Source organism: Streptomyces sp. NPDC005752 (assembly GCF_040630715.1).
Lineage (GTDB): Bacteria > Actinomycetota > Actinomycetes > Streptomycetales > Streptomycetaceae > Streptomyces.
In genome coordinates this window covers 120508-135723 of record NZ_JBEXYB010000024.1, presented here as the reverse complement: position 1 = coordinate 135723, position 15216 = coordinate 120508, and the positions used below count along the sequence as shown (strand labels likewise).

Annotated in this window: 14 protein-coding genes and 3 pseudogenes; 8 read left to right on the top strand and 9 right to left on the bottom strand. The window is 67.5% G+C overall.

The genetic code is table 11. The features are described 5' to 3' along the window. Positions 1 to 9: 9 nt before the first annotated feature. Positions 10 to 636, bottom strand: a complete 627-nt coding sequence (locus tag ABZ441_RS21400) for a pentapeptide repeat-containing protein (RefSeq protein ID WP_358976411.1) — start codon at positions 634 to 636, stop codon at positions 10 to 12. Between the two features lie 122 nt (positions 637 to 758). Between ABZ441_RS21400 and ABZ441_RS21395 the strand changes: the two genes are divergently transcribed. Next, complete coding sequence (locus ABZ441_RS21395) at positions 759 to 1955, top strand: NAD(P)-binding protein (RefSeq protein WP_358976408.1); 1197 nt, start codon at positions 759 to 761, stop codon at positions 1953 to 1955. A 24-nt stretch (positions 1956 to 1979) separates the two neighbouring features. On the opposite strand, the gene ABZ441_RS21390 is transcribed toward ABZ441_RS21395, so the two are convergent. Both ABZ441_RS21390 and ABZ441_RS21385 read right to left on the bottom strand, forming a co-directional pair. Next, positions 1980 to 2456 (bottom strand): GNAT family N-acetyltransferase, encoded by a 477-nt coding sequence (locus ABZ441_RS21390; protein ID WP_358976405.1) that lies wholly within the window; start codon positions 2454 to 2456, stop codon positions 1980 to 1982. A gap of 37 nt (positions 2457 to 2493) precedes the next feature. Then, complete coding sequence (locus ABZ441_RS21385) at positions 2494 to 3405, bottom strand: aminoglycoside phosphotransferase family protein (protein WP_358976401.1); 912 nt, start codon at positions 3403 to 3405, stop codon at positions 2494 to 2496. A 63-nt stretch (positions 3406 to 3468) separates the two neighbouring features. Here ABZ441_RS21385 and ABZ441_RS21380 point away from each other — a divergent pair, with 63 nt between their 5' ends. Together ABZ441_RS21380 and ABZ441_RS21375 are read left to right on the top strand one after the other, a co-directional pair. Beyond that, complete coding sequence (locus ABZ441_RS21380) at positions 3469 to 4878, top strand: FAD-dependent oxidoreductase (protein ID WP_358976398.1); 1410 nt, start codon at positions 3469 to 3471, stop codon at positions 4876 to 4878. A 79-nt stretch (positions 4879 to 4957) separates the two neighbouring features. Then, a pseudogene (locus tag ABZ441_RS21375) lies at positions 4958 to 5184 on the top strand (hypothetical protein); the annotation flags it as partial. A 55-nt stretch (positions 5185 to 5239) separates the two neighbouring features. Here ABZ441_RS21375 and ABZ441_RS21370 read toward each other — a convergent pair. Then, positions 5240 to 6055, bottom strand: coding sequence for an alpha/beta hydrolase (locus tag ABZ441_RS21370; RefSeq protein ID WP_358976395.1), 816 nt, complete (start codon positions 6053 to 6055; stop codon positions 5240 to 5242). 282 nt (positions 6056 to 6337) lie between these two features. Here ABZ441_RS21370 and ABZ441_RS21365 point away from each other — a divergent pair, with 282 nt between their 5' ends. From ABZ441_RS21365 to ABZ441_RS21345, 5 genes and pseudogenes are all read left to right on the top strand, one after another. Further along, positions 6338 to 7015, top strand: coding sequence for a TNT domain-containing protein (locus tag ABZ441_RS21365; RefSeq protein WP_358976392.1), 678 nt, complete (start codon positions 6338 to 6340; stop codon positions 7013 to 7015). A 77-nt stretch (positions 7016 to 7092) separates the two neighbouring features. Next, positions 7093 to 7458: a hypothetical protein gene (locus ABZ441_RS21360; protein WP_358976389.1), complete on the top strand. Its 366-nt coding sequence runs from the start codon at positions 7093 to 7095 to the stop codon at positions 7456 to 7458. A 681-nt stretch (positions 7459 to 8139) separates the two neighbouring features. Further along, on the top strand, positions 8140 to 8625 hold the full coding sequence (locus ABZ441_RS21355) for a hypothetical protein (protein WP_358976386.1): 486 nt from the start codon (positions 8140 to 8142) through the stop codon (positions 8623 to 8625). A 9-nt stretch (positions 8626 to 8634) separates the two neighbouring features. Beyond that, complete coding sequence (locus ABZ441_RS21350) at positions 8635 to 11328, top strand: ATP-binding protein (protein WP_358976383.1); 2694 nt, start codon at positions 8635 to 8637, stop codon at positions 11326 to 11328. A gap of 282 nt (positions 11329 to 11610) precedes the next feature. Next, positions 11611 to 11859, top strand: a pseudogene (locus ABZ441_RS21345) (phosphohydrolase); the annotation flags it as partial. On the opposite strand, the gene ABZ441_RS21340 reads toward ABZ441_RS21345, so the two are convergent. The 5 genes and pseudogenes from ABZ441_RS21340 to ABZ441_RS21320 form a co-directional block, all read right to left on the bottom strand. Next, positions 11847 to 12314 (bottom strand): NUDIX domain-containing protein, encoded by a 468-nt coding sequence (locus ABZ441_RS21340; protein WP_358976380.1) that lies wholly within the window; start codon positions 12312 to 12314, stop codon positions 11847 to 11849. The pseudogene ABZ441_RS21345 and the gene ABZ441_RS21340 sit on opposite strands and share 13 nt — an antisense overlap. Continuing rightward, positions 12301 to 12820 (bottom strand): annotated as a pseudogene (locus ABZ441_RS21335) (XRE family transcriptional regulator); the annotation flags it as partial. The gene ABZ441_RS21340 and the pseudogene ABZ441_RS21335, both read right to left, overlap by 14 nt. A 33-nt stretch (positions 12821 to 12853) precedes the next feature. After that, positions 12854 to 13657 carry an aminoglycoside phosphotransferase gene (locus ABZ441_RS21330; protein ID WP_358976425.1) on the bottom strand — a complete coding sequence of 268 codons (804 nt, stop codon included), beginning with the start codon at positions 13655 to 13657 and terminating at the stop codon, positions 12854 to 12856. A 123-nt stretch (positions 13658 to 13780) separates the two neighbouring features. After that, entirely contained in the window at positions 13781 to 13993 is a 213-nt protein-coding gene (locus ABZ441_RS21325) for a hypothetical protein (RefSeq protein ID WP_358976377.1), read from the bottom strand. After that, positions 13990 to 15150 (bottom strand): radical SAM protein, encoded by a 1161-nt coding sequence (locus tag ABZ441_RS21320; RefSeq protein ID WP_358976374.1) that lies wholly within the window; start codon positions 15148 to 15150, stop codon positions 13990 to 13992. Before ABZ441_RS21320 ends, ABZ441_RS21325 begins: the two co-directional genes overlap by 4 nt. Positions 15151 to 15216 lie beyond the last annotated feature (66 nt).

Below are 15216 nucleotides of genomic sequence, written 5' to 3'. Positions count from 1 at the left end.
ACCGAGCGGTCACCTCGTCGGCACAGCCCGACGATCTCGGCCTTGAACTCCGGCGTGAACGAACGACGAGGGCGGCGAGGCTTCTTCTTCCCCATACTCTCCATGATGGACATCCTCCCGGGGCTGAACCCCAGATCTCGAATGTCCGTCAAAGCGGATCAAGCCCACCGAGAGCACACACCCCTCGAACACGACGTCCTTCAGCCGTGCCTTGCGCAGATTCAGATAGTCGATCTTCCCGCCCCGCACGAGCACCCGCTCCAGCACCGCACCGTGCAGCTGCACCCCGCCCAGCCGTGCGTCCAGGACCTCCACGTCCCGCAACGACGCCCCCGAGAGATCGGTGCCCACGCCCCGGACGCCCTTCAGCACCGAGTCGATGAACCTGGACCGCGTCAGCTCCGCGCGGTCCAGGGCACAACCGCGCAGCTCGCAGTCCAGGAACCGCGCTCCGGGACCCGACGCGTCCGCCAGATCCGTCTCCTCGAACAGCACCCCGTCGTAGTCCCCGTCGGGCTCCAGCCCCTCCGCTCCGTACGCCACGAGTGACGGCAGCCGGACCTCCGGCAGCCGCGCCCGGACCACCCCGCCCTGCGCGCCCGCGCTCCTGCTGCTCCTGTTGCCTGTACGTGCCATGCCCCCCATCGTGACGCACACCACTGACAGCCATCCCGATGCGGCCCGGTGCCCCGATGTCACAGAACCGGCCGGCCGAACCGTCCTCCGTACAGAAGCGCCCACCGCGAGGAGACCCAGCCATGCAGCGCATCCACATCATCGGCGGCGGACTCGCCGGACTGACCGCCGCCGTCACCGCCGCCGAATCGCGGATTCCGGTGACCCTCCACGAGGCCCACCACACCCTCGGGGGGCGGGCCAGGACCGCTGAAGGCCCCTACCTCACCAACGAGGGACCACACGCCCTCTACCGCCGCGGACCGCACTGGACCTGGCTCGCACAGCGGGGGCTCCTCGGCCCGATCGCCTCCGTCCCGCCCCTCGAAGGCACCCGCTTCCTCTTCCGGCGGGACGGCGCCCTGCGCAGGACCCCTCCGCTCGCCCTGCTCCGCCTCACCCGCCGCAGCCACCGCCGGGCCTCCGTCGAGACCGACTTCCTCAGCTGGGCCACCGGACAGGTCGGCGAGGAGGGCGCCCGCGCGGCGGCCCACTACATGGGCGTGGCCCTCTTCCACCACGATCCCGGTTCGCTCTCCGCAGCCTTCGTCCAGGAACGGCTGCGCCGCGCGGCCGCACTGCCGCCCGAGGCCCGGTACCCCGTCGGCGGCTGGGCCCACCTCGTCGACCGGATGGCCACCCGGGCCTGGAACCTCGGCGTGCGCATCGAGACCGCGGAACGTGTCGGCCCGCACGACCTGGACGGCCTCCGGCGCAGCGGGCCGGTGATCGTCGCCACCCATCTGGACTCCGCCCGCGCTCTGCTGGAGGACCCCACCCTGGCCTGGGACAGCGGCCGGACCGCCCTGCTCGACCTGGCCCTGCGGACCCGGCGGGGCGACCCCTTCGTCGTCTCCGACCTCGACGCCCCCGGCTGGGTCGAACGGTTCACCGCCCAGGACCCGACCCTCACCCCATCGGGCGAACAGCTCATCCAGGCCCAGATCCCCCTCGCCCCCGGCACCCCGCGCGCCGACGCCCTCGGCCGCGCCGAGGACCTGCTCGACCTCGGCTTCCCCGGCTGGCGCGACCGCACCACCTGGCGCCGCGAAGCACTCGCGTCCGGCCGCACCGGAGCCGTCGACAGGCCCGGCACGACCTGGCGCGACCGCCCCGCCGTCGACCGCGGCGACGGGATCCTGCTCGCCGGCGACCAGGTAGCCGCCCCGGGACTCCTCAGCGAGGTCGCGTTCAACAGCGGCATCGAAGCCGCGGTCCTCGCGATCCGGCTCCTCGGCGGCACGGCACCGGACGTCCCCCGCCCGGCGGGAACACCCTGACCAGGGGCCGGCTTTACCGTCCCCTCAGACCGCTCCGAGCTCCGCCAGCGCCCCGCCGTGGAGCCGGTACACCGTCCACCCGCTCTGGGGACGCGCACTCAGCGACTCGTAGAACGCGATGGACGGGGCGTTCCAGTCCAGCACCGACCACTCCAGGCGCCCGTACCCGCGCTCCACGCAGATCCGCGCCAGCTCCCTCAGCAGCGCCTTGCCGTAGCCACCGCCGCGCCGCTCGGGACGCACGTACAGGTCCTCCAGGTACACGCCGTGCACCCCGCGCCACGTCGAGAAGTTGAGGAACCACAGCGCAAACCCGACCACTTCGCCGTCGTCGTCCGACACCGCGACGTGCGCGTACGCGGCGGGCCGCTCGCCGAACAGGGCCTCACGCAGCTGCTCCACGGTGGCGTTCGCCTCGTCGAGCGCCTTCTCGTACTCGGCGAGCTCACGGACCATGGCGTGGACGGCAGGGACGTCTTCGGGAGTGGCTAGGCGAATCATGGACGCAGCCTAGACAGGCGAGGCGGGCCCCTGCCGTTCAGTCCCGTCCCAGCAGCTGCCGGGCGATCTCCGCATGCTCAGGCGGCAGCCGCCGCTCACCGTCCCCGGTCGCCCACAGACCGGTCTGCAGCACCCGCCCCAGCGTCCACGCCCGTGCGCTCTCCCGGTCCAGTTCCAGCACCCCGGCCAGCAGATCGAACCTCCACAGCACCTCGGACGCGTCGAACCTGTTGTGCAGCGCCGGGAACAGCTCGAACCCCGGATCGCCGGCGAGCGGCTTCGGATCCAGCGCGACCCACTCCCCCGCCCGGCCCTCCTCCGCGCACCCGGCCAGAATGTTGTCGTAGTGCAGGTCCCAGTGCAGCAGGCGGTCCCCCGGCTCCCCGGCCACCTCACACACGGCGGCCGCACAGTCCAGCAGCAACCGGCGCTCGCCCTCGTCCACCAGCCCCGAAGCCGCCCCCGGCGCGACCTCCAGCATCCGGGCGGCCACGTCCTCCAGCCGCCGCATCCCCGGCGGAGCCGGCACCCGGACCAGCCGTGCCAACGAGCCCGCGAGCACCCGCACCGCCGACCGCGCATCCCCCACCCCGGTCAAAGGGCGCTGCCCGTCGAGCCGTTCCAGCAGCATCGACCCGGTCGCCGCATCGTGCTCGAGAAGCCCCACGGCCCCCGCGCCCGCCATACCCCAGACCCGTAGCGCGACGGGCTCACCCACCGTCTCCTCGTCCACCGACTGGAGCTTCAGCGCCGCACGGCGGCCGTCCGCCTCCCGCACCACCGGGAGCACCAGCGCACACATCCCGCTCATGGCGCCACCGTCGAGCCGCAGCCCCCACTCGTCCAGGTATCTCGCGGCCAGCCCGGGCAACGAGTCGGCGAACGCCCTCCCCGCCGCGCCGCTGTGGGCACTCAGATTCACAACCAGCTCATCCGGAACGTCAATCACACCGCGAGCCTAGGGGTAACGTCCCTCCAGCGACTGGGCTGCACACGGACAAGCAGGGGACACATGAACACCGTCAGTACCGTCAACGGCGGCATCTCCTTCTGGTACGCCAAGGAAGGCACTCCCGCCCCGCGCGAACCCCTGCCCGGCGACACGGGCGCAGACGTCTGCATCGTCGGCGGCGGCTACACCGGCCTCTGGACGGCGTACTACCTCAAGAAGGCCGTCCCCTTCCTCAACATCACCGTCCTGGAAGCCAAGTTCTGCGGGTACGGCGCCTCCGGACGCAACGGCGGCTGGCTCTACAACGGCGTCGCCGGCCGCGACCGCTACGCCGAACTGCACGGCCACGACGCGGCGGTCCGCCTCCAGCGCGCCATGAACGACACCGTCGGCGAGGTGATCCGCGTCGCCGGTGAGGAGAACATCGACGCCGACATCCACCACGGAGGCGTCCTGGAGGTCGCCCACACCCCCTCCCAGCTCGCCCGCCTCAAGGACTTCCACTCCGTCGAGATCGCCTTCGGCGAGACCGACCGCGTCCTGCGCGGCGCCCGCGAGACCGCCGAACGCATCCGCGTCTCCGGAGCCGTCGGCTCCAGCTGGACCCCGCACGGCGCGCGCCTGCACCCCGCCAAGCTGGTCAAGGGCCTCGCCGACGCCGTGGAGGCCCTCGGCGTCACGATCCACGAGTCGACGCCCGTCACCGAGATCCGGCCCAAGCACGCCGTCACCCCGTACGGCACGGTCCGCGCCCCCTACGTACTGCGCTGCACCGAGGGATACACCGCGAGCCTCAAGAGCCACCGCCGCACCTGGCTCCCTATGAACTCCTCCATGATCGTCACCGAGCCCCTGCCCAAGTCCCTCTGGGAGAGCATCGGCTGGGCCGGCCGCGAAACCCTCGGCAACATGGCCCACGCCTACATGTACGCCCAGCGCACCGCCGACGACCGCATCGCCCTCGGCGGCCGCGGCGTCCCCTACCGCTACGGCTCGGCCGCCGCCCACGTCAACGGAACAGCCCGCACGCAGCCCGCCACGATCGAGGCCCTGCGCGACCTGCTCGTCCGCTTCTTCCCCGGTACCGCGGGCGCCCGCATCGACCACGCCTGGTCCGGCGTGCTCGGCGTCCCCCGCGACTGGTGCGCCACCGTCGCTCTGGACCGCAGCACCGGCCTCGGCTGGGCCGGTGGCTACGTCGGCTCCGGCGTCGCCACCGCCAACCTGGCGGCCCGTACCCTGCGCGACCTGATCCAGCAGGACTCCGGCCAGGCGGGCCCCACCGACCTGACCACCCTGCCCTGGGTCAACCACAAGGTCCGCCGCTGGGAACCCGAACCCCTCCGCTGGCTCGGCGTCCACGCCCTCTACGCCGCCTACCGCACGGCGGACCGCCGGGAGGCGGCGTCACCGCACCTCGGCACCGACCGCCTCGCGAAACTGGCGGACCGCGTCTCCGGTCGCCACTGACCCGGACGCCACTGACCCGGACGGCTCCTCCCGCGCCCGGCCGGTCACAAGCCCCGCGGGCCTCCCAGCCCGCCGCCGAAGCACGCAAGAGGCCCCCGAGGCCCCGGGAAGAGACGCACGTCCCGGCAGCACCGCCCCGACGAGCGACTCGGACGCTCCCGGGGCGGCCTGACCGGCAAAATCCGTATCGCTGGTGACGCGCGCAGAGGCAACAAGGGCGGTCGGGCCGTGAGCTTCGACAAGCGCGCCTGCAACTTCCACGGCACCCTCACCGTCGCCTCGCTACGCGCGTGGCTCAGGCCATGACGCGACCAGCGCCGGTCCGCAAGGCATGGGATCGGGGATCGGATCCTGGTTGAATTCAGTAACGCGGCAAGAAGCGAGTGATCTCCGCCGCCACGTCTTCGGGGACAACCGACGGCGCGAAGTGCATCTGGCCGGGAAAGGTCACGTAGGTGACGTGGGGCAGTGCCGTCGCGAGTCGGTCGAGCGTCGTCGGCATCGGCTGCCAGGTGTCGGCGCCCCGCATCAACAGCGTTGGGACGGTGACCCCGGACCAGCGTTCCACTCCCACAGAGTCGGCGGCCATCGATTCGAGGTCACGGCACCAGCCAGGCGCGTCGCCGGGGTCATTTCCGTCCGGCTCGCCCGCATCCACGAGATCCAGCAGCTTGGCCGGGACGCGCGCCACTTTCTCCGCCAGCAGCCGATCCGCCCGCCGTCGGTCACCTTGTGCGATCAGGTTCTCGAACTCAGCCAGTACGGAAATCAGTTCCTCGCCGGCTGCATACAGCGGCGGCTCCCACAGCACCAGGGAGCGAACCGGCAGTCCAGCTGCCGCGGCGTGCAGGGCGACCGTGGCGCCGTAGGACATGCCGACCAGGTGCACGGGACACCCGATCTTGTCGATCAGTGTCCTCAGGTCACCCACCTCGTCGGTGAAGCGCTTCGGCGACCGGCCTGCTCCGCTCGGCGCGTACCCGCGCCGGGCGGGCGTCCACAGCTCGAACCGGTCGGCGAGTCGTTCGGCCACCGGCTGCCACGAGTGCAGGCCGCCACCGGAGCCATGGACCAGGACGACCGGCGGCCCAGAGCCGAGCTGTCGCCAGCTAATGGCGGTCCCGTCGAAGGACTCGAACGACTCGAAGGACTCTGACAGATCGATCACGCTCGACATTCCAGGACCGTCGCACGGTCCGCCCAGGACGGTCCACCGAATTTCAAGAGCTCATGCAGCTTCTCGGTCCGAACGCATGACCTGCCGGACAGAACACCTAGGCCGATCAGGAGAACCCGCGGCGCCGTGCGAGTGACATCGCGGATCACGGTCCCCGCTCGCGCCCGGCAGCATATTTGACTGGGCGTCACCACATGACGGCGCTCCGCACGGGAGCGCCCTCGCGCGACCTCGACACCCGCGCCCTCCGGCCGACGCGGGCACTGAGAAGGGACCACCTGTATGCGGGTGCTGCGGAACATCGTCTGGAGCGCGATCGCCTCGCTGCTCCTCCTCGTCGGGCTGTCACCGACGGCCGCCCACGCCGACAACGGCCGCCCGGTAGCCCACTGCCCGACCGACGGCAGAACCCGGGGTACGAACGGAGCGCCCGCCCCGGCGCTGGAGCAGTACTACCTCGACGACTGGCGCCTCGGCCCCCAGGTGCTCCCGAGGACCGGCGCGATCGGCACGATGCTGCGGGGCTACCACCGCACGGGCCCGACGTCGGCGTACTGGTTCCTCGGCTGCTACTGGCAGACCAACCCGACGACGGGCGAGTCCGGTTGGTGGTACCCGGACCACAACGGCTTCGTCCTCGACCGCGCGGGCAACCCGGTGCAGAAGGCCCTGACCCTCCGCGCGGGGCAGCTGGTCGACCTCTTCGGCAGCGGGCGCGGCAACTTCCTCGCCCCCGCCGGAACCCCGTACGCCAAGCGCGCCATCCCGCCGAGCAACCTCGTCAGGTACACCGACGACTACCCCTACAGCTACCACCTGTACAAGGTCAAGGAAGCGTTCACCGTGCAGGCCGGCCGCATCCGGCCGTGGTTCGGTCAGCCCGGTCTGGGGATCCAGTACATGACGGACAAGCGGGTCTCGGAACTGGTCACCGCCCAGAAGCTCGAAGCACTGAACTGATCGCGGCAGCACTCTCCCGGGCGGGTTCCGGCACGACCGGGGCCCGCCCGGTCGTGCCGGAGAAGGGAAACAGCGCGATGGACAGGACAGCACTCACCGAACGCCTCCGCCGCGAGGGAGTCCCGGACGCGCTGTACGACATTCCCGGCGTCCACGGCGTCCCCGTGCAACTGGACGCCTACTACGTCCTGCGTCCGGAGGGGGACGCGTGGCCCGTGCTTCTGCGCCAGCGGGGCCAGGACAGCGTCATCGCGCGCTTCGGCACCGAGGCGGAGGCGTGCCTCTACCTGTACGACACGCTCACCGACGTGCCCCCGCCCGTACCCGGCGGCGCGGAACGGGTCGACCGGCTCCTGGCGGACGCCGACGCGATCCAGCGGCAGGCGGAGGAGGACTTCGAACGGGCCCTCCGCGGCGAGGGCGACAAACCTCCCGGCACCTGAGGCTCCCGGCAACCCACGCGACAACGGACCGGCCCACGCCGCCGAGACGTCCGCCGAGACGAAGAAAAGCCCAGCTCAGAGTGCATCTGAGCTGGGCTTTCCGCTGAGCCTCCTGTCGGATTCGAACCGACGACCTACGCATTACAGGGGCCTGCAAGATCATCCCGAGTGGTGCTGGGCGGTGCCCGTGAATCCCGTTTCCCCAGGTAGGAGACCTGAACCGCTCGCTACGCGTACCACCCGATCCATCCGGTGCCGCCCCGTCCGCTCACGCAGCGCTCACGCACCTCCGGGCAAGTGATCGCTCCACTGCCAACACGCATTCCAAATGTTCACTCGGGGGGTGCGGGGCCGTACAAGGGTGTCCTCACGTGCAGTGCGGCTTGTGGGGGCGACTTCCGGACGGCCTTGCCTGCCGGTGAACACAACCAGAACTGCAACCACAGCTTGTCCAAGTTGCACGGGTTGCCAAGACGCCCTGACACGCTTGGCCCGCAGGTTCAATGCGCAGGTTTCACTTGCTACCGCGGGTCACTTGGGGAGCGCGTGCTCGCAATCGCCCGCCACCTCGACCAGAGGGAGCGGTGCGCATAAGCACGGCAAGGGTCTCGGCAACCCAGGGTACTCAGCAACCTTAAGTGGCCTATGCTGATGTCGGGTCAGACGCGTGGGGGTGGGGCGATGGCGGCGCCGGGTGAGACGAGGCCAGAGGCGCGGGCCGAGCAGCACGAGTTCGCACTGGAACGGTACCGGTACGTTCTACAGCAGATTCATGCGGTAAATGAGAATGCATATCGCTTCCTTGCGATCTATCAGACACTCGCTACCACTTTGGTCGGCGCGGCTCTTGCGCTCTTTGTCGGGCACCGCAAGTGGGGGGTGGACCCAGCTACGGCGCGGGGCGGGGTGATTGGCTTACTGACTCTTACTACAGTGGTCGCTGCATTCACCTGCACACTGATTGTGGTAGGCGCCATCGCTTGGCTTGACTACCGCAACGAGGAATGCGACATCACCGATGAGAGAGTCGGGCCGGGATTTCGCAAGCGCCCCCGTCCAGGCAACCTAACGCGCTGGTACGAAACTTACGTACTGCTGTTCATTATCATCTCGATGATCACCATGTGGGTACTTGCAGGACTCTTCGTACTGCCGGCAATGAGGTGATTTCTCACAGTGTCCGAGAATGGCTTTACTAGTGCGTTCTTATGGCAGGAGACACTTGCCATGCGTTCACGCAAAGATGCACACCAAAGCCAACGGGAGCGATTGCGTGCGTCGTATTTAGCGCTGCGAGACAATGCTGCTGTACTCCTTTCGGAGAATGCGCGCAGTTTACCCGAATTCACAGTGCACGACATCACTCACGTGGACGCGCTGTGGGAGACGGCCGGTCTCATCTGCGGTGACCAGGTCGTACTGAACCCGGCTGAGGCGTACGTGCTGGGCTGTGCTTTCGTACTGCACGACGCCGCCATGGGGGCGACGGCATACCAGATGAGTGTGCCCGAAGCACTGGGGCAACAGCGCTGGCGCGATCTAGTGTCAGTTGCATACTTCCACCAGGAAGGATGCTGGCCGGACCAGGAACAACTGGATGCACCGCCTGCCGAGATCACGGAAGCATGCCAGGCCACTGCCATCCGCGAGACGCATGCAGAGCAGGCTGGGAGGCTGGTGGACCAGCCATGGCGGTCCAGCACGGGCAACGAGATCTTCCTGCTCCAGGACGTTCAGCTTCGCGAAGCGTACGGTCCACTGATTGGCGATTTGGCAGCCAGTCACTGGTGGCCAGTTGACAAGCTTGCTGATCAGTTCCGCCGCCCCAAGGGCTCGCTAACCTGGCAGCCTGCGGAGTGGACCATCGAACCGCTAAAGCTGGCCTGCATCCTACGACTTGCCGATGCAACCCAGGTAGACAGCCGTCGTGCCCCGACATTTCTGTTCTCGCTACGTAAGCCACAAGGAATTGCCCGTGAGCACTGGCGGTTCCAGGAGCACATCAGCCGCCCGCGTCTGGACGGCGATCGGATCACTTACACCTCGCTGCGTCCATTCTCCCCACGCGACGCTACCGCCTGGTGGCTGGCTCTGGACTACCTGCGGGGAACCGACCAGGAGCTGAAGAAGGTCGATGCCCTACTGCACGACCTCGGCCGAAACAGGCTCGCGGCTCGCGCGGTTGCAGGGGTTAGTTCCCCCGAGCGATTCGCTGAACTTTTCCCGGTTTCGGACTGGCGGCCCATCGATGCCACCGTCAAGGTTTCAGATGTCCCTGCTTTGGTAGAAACACTGGGCGGAGAGCAGCTTTACGGAAATGAACCCGAGGTGGCTGTTCGTGAACTGATCCAAAATGCCCAAGACGCCATCCTCGCCCGCCGCGCGCTAGACCCTGACTTCACCGATGGCCGTATCGATGTGCGCCTCACCGAAAATGACGACTCGTGGCACCTAGAGATTTGCGATAATGGCGTCGGAATGGACGAGGAGACCCTCGTCCGTGGATTGCTTGACTTCGGCACCAGCGGTTGGAGTTCCACTCATATCCGTAGCCGACTTCCCGGCCTGGCAAGCGGTGGATTCCAACCCAAAGGGCGGTTTGGAATCGGATTCTTCTCCGTCTTCCTGCTCGGCGATCAGGTAGAACTGATCACTCGCCGCTACGATGCCTCTGTGGCCGATGCGCGTCGGCTCACTTTCGAGAGTGCAGCTCGGCGTCCGCTGCTGACACCCCTGCCCGCACGTGGCCATGCCGCGCCGGGCACGACTCTGCGCGTCGCCCTTAAGACAAATCCCTACGACATCCAAGGACTTCTCTACAAGACCAGCGACGACCGACTCGGTCAGCTGATCCGACGCCTTGTCCTGGAGAATTCTGTCTCAATCCGCATTTGGGAGCCCGGGGCGACCAATGAAACCGAGACCATTTTCCCCTTCACGCTGGCCTCGGGGGCACCAGATGAAGTCTTCGATCGTCTCTATCCCTCCCTGACCGACAGCTGGCGCGTTGGGCAAGAGAAGCAGCGACTCCAATTGCGGGACGCTTTCGTCGAGCGAGCAACCGAACTACTGGACGAATCAGGACAGCGCATTGGGTTGGCGACGCTCTGGACTGACTTGAATTACCAAGGGCAAGGCGACTTTCGGGGGATTGTCCCAGTCAATGGGTTCCTGGCTGACCAAACATTCGCCTTCGCGGGATACCTTGCCGGCCGACCAAGCCGGGCCTCGCGGGACAAGGCGGGGCTGATTGCTAACCAGGACCAGGTTCGACGATGGCTCCACGCTCAGGAGCAGCGACTACGCGACATCGGGCATTTTAGCGAATCAGTTCAGCTAGAGCTGGCTGGCACGCTGCACAATGCGTTCAATTTCCTACCTGAAGACACTGCCTTCGCTATGACAGCCCAGGGCCTGCTCCGCCCGGCTGACGTCGGGTCATGGGCCATGCAACGCAACGAAGTCTTTATGGCCTCGGGCCCCGGCGTAGCTGTTCGAACCCGACCTCCACAGGTATATCACTACCTTTCCGGCCAGACCGTTCAGCTTCCTGGCGATTGGGTTGTTCTATCTCAGAGATCGGCTTATCCGCCATTGGCAACTGTCTTTCCGGATGTTCTGAATCGTGATGCCGAATATGAGTTTGCGCGCAACCACTCCACGCTCACGTGGGAAAAGCTCTGGTGGCGCTTGTCGGGCGGCCTTTATGGTCGCTTCATCCATGCCCTTTGTGAAGCATGGGCCTGCACCATCGAAGAACTTCTTTCCCCAGTCGAGCAGCGCCACTGGTCAGACTACCGCCATTTGAGTGATGGGGCCTCAGATCCTGTGTGGGGTTACCTGCTCCAGCGTCCTACAAAAAGCAATTGACGGGCCGGACTGTGGTCGCAGATTTCCGTGCAGCCCCCTTGGCCGCCACCTGTACGCAGTTGCAAAACCAGATTTAGCAGTGCGGCTAGGGCAACGTAAACCTTACCGGCTCACCCACCGCCCATTGCAGCTCATTGCAGTGGATTAACAAGCCAGGTAAGTCTCTCGCTGCAGTGCACCAATACTCCTCCCCAATTTTGAATGCCTCCCAGCATGGTGGGCGCGCGCCTCTCTACGAGCCCGAAACTCATTTTTTCCTGGAACTCCTGCTGGGGAGGAGCAGGGCTGCAGATCATGTTGGAGGAGGAATTCCCGTTGCTGGACAACCAGCTTCTTGTAGACGTGCCCATCTACTGTGACATTACGACCACGCCTCATGGCGAGATCACCTCTGCGGAGGCCCGGCTGGCGGAGATCGACGCTCGCTACGGCGCAGACAGCCTCGTCGGGCGGTTCATCCGTCGAGCATCGCCGGACATGCTTGCAGCCGGAAGTCGGGCGGAAGCAGCGCTAGCCGCTCAGCCCAGGTAGGGATACGTGCCGGCAAGGTAGTCGCCGATCTGTTGGCGCATGCTGGGGTGGATGTCGTACTGGTCCATGTCGTTGGGCTGGACGTAGCGGACGCCGTCGGCTTCGTCGTTGATCGTCGGCTCGCCGCCCACGGGGCGGCCGATGTAGGTGTTCTCGTACTGCTGGCGGATCTCGCCGTCTGAGTAGGCCACGATGTGGTTCGGGTTCGTGTAGACCCCCAGGAATCCCGTGACCTCGGCGATGATTCCGGTCTCCTCCAGGCATTCGCGCACGGCGCACTGGGCCGCCGTCTCGCCGATGTCCTGGGCTCCTCCGGGCAGGGCCCATTGGCCGGTGTCCCGGCGGCGCTGGAGGAGTACGGCACCGTTGTCATCGACGACGAGCACATTGTTGGCGGGGATGAGTGTGTTCGCCTTGGGGGCCTTGGGGTCGTTGTAGTACTCAGTCCTGCCCATGCGGCGAGGGCCCCTCCTGGTCGGGTGTCCAGGGCCGTGCGGTGGCCCTGACAGCTTCGAGACTCTGAGCGTAGTTGTCGAACCAGCCTGCCGTATCTGCTCTGCGGAGGAGGGGGTTGCACTGACCGGCTGGCCCCAAACATGCGGGTTGATCAGAAGGTCATCGGCGTACCGGAAAATGGAGGTGTAAAGCGTGGTGTCGTGCAGCCTCACCTCGCATCCGACCTCGTACAGCAGCGGCCGGTAGTAGGTCAGGGTGGCGCGGATCTTGGCGGCGAGGGTGTCGCCGATTCCCTCTTCGTGGCCCCGCATTGCTGCGGCCCCGGCCCTTCGAGTCGCCGAAACAGAGCCGCACCCGTACCCCGGTTGATGCGCGTCCGGCGAGCATCTTGGCGACGTGCGGGGTGGACTGGGTAAAAGAAGGTGCTGGGGAAGACGAGGACGTTGATCTGCTCCAGGGCGCCATTGAGCAGCGACAGTCACGTGTCGCGCGGGACGCTCGCCCGCACGTGCTTTTTACCGACACGGACCAAGTGTCTTTACAGCTCCCCTTCGAGGACATGCCGGAGCATCGCTGCCTGCTCCGCCATCCTTCGCTTCCACGATGTCCCGCCCTCCTCGGCGATCTCACGCCACAGTGCTGCGGTGGCCGCGCCGAACGCTGCCAGAGCCTGCGGCTCGGCCCCACGCCACGACGGGAACCGACCCGCAAATGCCACCGCCGACTCCACCGAGTAACCGGCCTCCATCAGTCGCAGCGCCAGCGCCCCCGGGTCGATCCAGGCCGCACCTCTCGTCGGCCAGGCCCAGTCGACGAGCCGGGCTCGCTCGCCGACGATCAGGACGTTGTCCGGCGCGAAGTCGGTGTGAAGCAGCGCATCGCCGCCGAAATAGTGCAACGTCCCTGGTGGGGCATACTCGGCCCACCGGTCTAGGGCGTCCTTGATCTTGATGTCGGCCGGGGCCGTGACCTGCTGCAGTTCGGTGAGCGCGGCTTCCACCAGCGGAAGATCGGGCGAGCTGGGGGCGTAGTTGGCGTGGCGGCCGTCGACGACCTCGTATCCCAGGAGGCTCCAGCCATCGAGTTCAAGGTGCCAGTACAGGCGCGGGCAGGATGCTGGCAGGTGCGGAGCGATGGCCGCCTCGCGGCGTTGCGCGCCAGCCTGTGGGTGGTCGGCCGGGATGCCCTTCACGAAGACACTGCCGCTCTCGGTCTCCAGGACGGAGGCGATGCCGGAGTTCATGCCGCCCCGCACGGTCCGCGCCGCGTGCACGCGGCCCGTCTTGTCGACGACGGCCTGCCGGACGTCGGCGGGGAGCTGTTCGAAGGGGATGCGGGACATGGACACGCGCGGGTCCTCAGGTGCTCGGGTAAAGAGAGTGCCGCTTCGGCCAGGGTACGGCCGAGGCGGCACTCAGAGGGCGCGACGGGCGGCACTGAGGTTCGCCGCGGTGCCGTCTACCGTCTAGTAGGGCTGGTCGTCGCCGGCCGAGCAGCTGCACTCGGCACCTTCGGCGGCCTCGTGCAGGTCAGCGATGATCTGGATTTCGTCGTCCTTGATCGGTGCGGCGGTCAGCGGCACCGGCAAGACACCGGTGGGTCCGACGGCCGGTCGCTGGCCGATGGTGAGCAGCACCGGTTCGCGCGGCGGGGCGAGGGTTGTGGTGGAAGGGGTCATGTTCCGTAGCCTCCATGCTGGCAGTAGAGCTCTCGTCCGTCCCCCGCCTCCTGGTAGAGCTTGGCCAGCGGTCGGCACGTGCGACACGTGCCGACCTTCGTGCAGCCGGAGCATCCACCGGTGCGGAGCTGTAGGGACTCGGCGATCGCGCCGAGTCGAGGGAGGGCTTCGACGCCCTCGGTGATGAGGTTGACGTTCGGGTCGCGGCCGACCTTGCAGACCGACGCGATGCCGTGCGGGTTGACGTGGAAGAACGTGTGGCCCGCGTTGCAGCCAGTGAAGATGCTCCGGGCCTTGAGGTGGCTCTCTGCCTGCGTGGCCAGCGGGTTCGCCTCGCCGTCGATCGTCGGCGACATGTTCGTGAACACCTGATTCGGGAAGCCGTACGACTCCGCAAGGCGGACCATCGCGTCGGTTTCGTGCGCGTTGTCGTCCGAGACGATCACGTTCAGCCGGACCGGCAGTCGGTCCTCGCGGGCGGCGTCCAGGCCCTGGATGAACCGTTTGAACGCTCCGCGGTTCCGGGTGCCCTTGTCGTACGTCTCGGCGGTCGCGCCGTAGACGCTCAGGGTCAGCCGGTAGGGCCGGTGGCGGGCGAAGAGGTCCCGGATCGGGCGCTTGCGCAGCGAGGAACCGTTCGAGGAGACCTGCACCATCATCCCAAGCTGGTGGGCGTATTCGTAAGCGGCGCCGAACTCCCTGTCGATCAGGGCCTCGCCGCCGGTGATCTGCAACCACAGGACCCCGGCGTCCCTCAGTGTCCGGAGCAAGGTCTGCTTGCCCGCCCAGTCCAGGCCCTCGAAGCGCTTCTCGCCGAGGTAGCAGAACTCGCAGTCGTAGTCACAGCCGAGGTTGATCTCCCACGACGCCTTGCCGTACCCGTACCGGGACCGCTCGCGGACCAGGACGACGTCATCGAGCGGCGCCTCAGGCAGCTCGGTGCCCCATGCCTTCTTCGCCGCGTCGGTCAGCCAGGCCGGGGCGGGCCGACCTTCCGTGCTGGCATTCCGCAGCTCCTCGTAACGGACTTGCGGAATGCGTACGCCAGCCGCCCGGCCGGGCTGGACGAGCAGGTACTGGGCGAGGAACGGGCTGGCCACGAGCCGCGGAACCGGTCCGCTCCTCTGTTCCTGGGTCTGGGTGCTCACTGCGGTCATGGGGATCTCCACGAGTAGGTATGCGAGGTCTGGCGTGGTGGACACGGCCAGCGCTCCCCCGGCTGG